We start from the raw sequence: 2175 nt of genomic DNA on the forward strand, positions 1-2175 counted from the left end.
GGTGTACCCCACGAGACAGAAGGCGATCAACGATATTGCCTCGTGGATCGAGCTGAGATACAATCATGTGCGCCTTCACTCAGCCCTGGGATACCGCACACCTAACGAGGTCGAGCAAGAATTCCTGGACCTAACCAAGGCAGCCTGAAACACCAAACAAGCAGTGTCCGAAAAACACCCAGCAGCCCACATGTTCAAGCCAGGTTATGTTGCAAGGCGTAGACCACTGCTCCCACTCTGTCCTGAACCCCAAGCTTGGCGATGATCGCGGAGATATGGGTCTTGATTGTAGCCTCACTGAGCCCCAGCTTGGACGCGATCTGTTTGTTAGTCCTGGCGTCGATGACGAGCGAGAGCACTTCTTTCTCACGCTCTGAGAGCCTGACCTCATAGGGGAAACTGGAAGATTCCTGTTCTGCTGGCGACTTTATGGTGGGTTCAAGGAGAGGGGATCCGCCGACCTTTCCTCGAGCATGATTGATAATAACGGCCGACACCGTCGAAGACAGGATGAGGTTTCCGGCGGCCGCCTGTTGAATGGCGCCGGCCAAGAAGGAGACGCCGTCCTCCTTGGCAATAAATCCGCGCACCCCTAGCGCCATAGCATTATTAACGATCGAGTCGGCGGTGAAGGTAGTCAGAATAAGGATTGCAAGATTCGGATCCTCGTTGAGGAGCGCCTTGGCCAGGGTGAGGCCACCCATTCTGGGCATCTGAACATCTACGAGTGCGACTTGGATCTCGTCAGTCTCTGGGGAACGGAAAAAGTCGAGAGCCTCCCGGCCATCCTTAGCCGTCCATGCTACGGATATATCGCCATTTTTGGAGAGGAGGTCTATTAGCGTGTGGCGCACTAGTGCGTCATCGTCCACGATACCAACATTAATCATCTATGTTCTATCCTGTGTGGTGGGAGCGGAAGGTGTTGAGAGTGAAACAGAAGCAGATGTCAACCAAGGGTCATTATCTAGTGGGGGTAGCTAGAGATTCCCTGATAGTGCAGAATCTCTCCTGCATCCCAAGGATCCCACTCTCAAAGAAGGCGGCGTGTAGCATGAAGAGGAGTAGGCCCCGTTGGTCATCGCGGACTGAACTCAATTTACGCTCTGGGTCAGGGCAATGGGGAACGGCTGGAAGCGGTCTGCGTGCCGTTGAATATGGAGGTCGTCTCCAGAAAATCGGGGGATGATGGCCGACTGAAGGTGGCTGTAGGGGAGATTTCCTCTGCGTCGGTAGGTCACACTGTAGCCGGATGTGATCATATCATCAGCTACAGTTCGCTCGGACTCCTTAAGATCCAGGCCTACGGCTCCCAGTCCGGTGGTTCTCATCTAATCGTAGTTCTTCTCCTTCTCACGTAGGAATCGTACTTGGCTCATGGCACTTCGATGGGTTTCGATAGGTTCGTGCTGGTATTAACTGGTGCTCCAGCATTGGATTCTGGTGGTAGGGTGTTAAGAGGCTGTGTGGCGTTGTGGCATGAGTCTGTTTCGGTGCAAGGTCCGAATCACCGCGGAGCCGCTGCGGGACAGATCGTGCACAAGTTTGGTAGTGTGCGTCGGATCGAGAAGCACCTAGGCTCGGCTCACAATGAGGCGAGGCTGGAAACACTGATGGAGACCGGGCGGTTAAGGAATTCCGCAGAGCAGGGACAGGGCCCTTGGACTTGAAGTCTCTGGAGCCGGTGCCGGGACGTACCGGCCTGGCCGCGTCACGGTGGAGTCTAGGCGCTCGAGGCTGTTGTGAGATGTTCTGCACAGAGCCTACATCCGCCCGGAGCTGCGAGAGCGAGCCATGAGGATGACGTTGGAGGCTCTGGCTGACTCGGCACAGGGCAAGAGTGCGATCCCCAGGGAGTTAGAGGTCCATCATGAGGCTCTGCGCACCTGGGGGCTCCGGGCCTGGGGGTGAATCGGGGCGCTCGGCCCGGCGCTGTCACCGACGAGGCCCAGCGGCTCAAAGAGCGGTCAAGTTGTTTGGTGTGATGTAGATCGTGTTGGGGGTGTGATGTCTCTGGACATGGGTGACAGTTCCGTGTCAGGACAAAGTGTCAAGCCCCGGGTTTTGTGGAGGCTGGTTTAGCTGGATGTGGTGGTGGCTGGTTGTAGTTGTTCCTGGCGGTGGGTGTCGGGGGCCCAGGCGGCTTCGTGCTCGGCGGGGGTGCGCATGCCGATG

Annotated in this window: 2 protein-coding genes; one reads left to right on the forward strand and one right to left on the reverse strand. The window is 56.6% G+C overall.

Annotated features, from left to right (window positions below; translation table 11 throughout):
* Position 1: 1 nt before the first annotated feature.
* Positions 2-148, forward strand: coding sequence for an integrase core domain-containing protein (locus tag HCR68_RS13860; RefSeq protein WP_243859154.1), 147 nt, complete (start codon positions 2-4; stop codon positions 146-148).
* A 46-nt stretch (positions 149-194) separates the two neighbouring features.
* On the opposite strand, the gene HCR68_RS13865 is transcribed toward HCR68_RS13860, so the two are convergent.
* Positions 195-890 carry a response regulator transcription factor gene (locus tag HCR68_RS13865; RefSeq protein ID WP_167150445.1) on the reverse strand — a complete coding sequence of 232 codons (696 nt, stop codon included), beginning with the start codon at positions 888-890 and terminating at the stop codon, positions 195-197.
* Positions 891-2175: the final 1285 nt, after the last annotated feature.

The organism is Actinomyces sp. ZJ308 (assembly GCF_011752065.1).
In the GTDB taxonomy this organism is placed as follows: domain Bacteria; phylum Actinomycetota; class Actinomycetes; order Actinomycetales; family Actinomycetaceae; genus Actinomyces.

Bases quoted from the DNA above. Each gene is read 5' to 3' on its own strand.
- HCR68_RS13865 (WP_167150445.1), bottom strand. From the start codon at position 890: ATGATTAATGTTGGTATCGTGGACGATGACGCACTAGTGCGCCACACG.